Here is a 324-nt window from a genome sequence, read left to right on the forward strand (position 1 = left end):
GATGATCATCTTAGGTTTGTGCTCGATAGCTAGCGCTTCCATCTCTTCGTAATCGATTTGACCTGCTTCATCGATACCGTAAGGGATGATGTTGTAAAGCTTACCAGAGAAGTTTACTGGAGAACCGTGAGTTAGGTGACCACCGTGCGCTAGGCTCATACCTAGAACAGTATCGCCAGCATTCAGTAGTGCCATGTATACAGCGTTGTTTGCTTGAGAACCTGAGTGAGGTTGTACGTTCGCGTATTGAGCGCCAAACAGTTCACATGCACGTTCGATTGCTAGAGTTTCAACTTTATCTACGAACTCACAACCACCGTAGTA

Annotated in this window: 1 pseudogene; it reads right to left on the bottom strand. The window is 46.0% G+C overall.

Annotated features, from left to right (window positions below):
* Positions 1 to 324: pseudogene (glyA, locus tag AB4653_RS28735) on the bottom strand (serine hydroxymethyltransferase); the annotation flags it as partial.

Source organism: Vibrio sp. 10N.222.48.A3 (assembly GCF_041475345.1).
Taxonomy (GTDB): Bacteria; Pseudomonadota; Gammaproteobacteria; order Enterobacterales; family Vibrionaceae; genus Vibrio; species Vibrio tasmaniensis_A.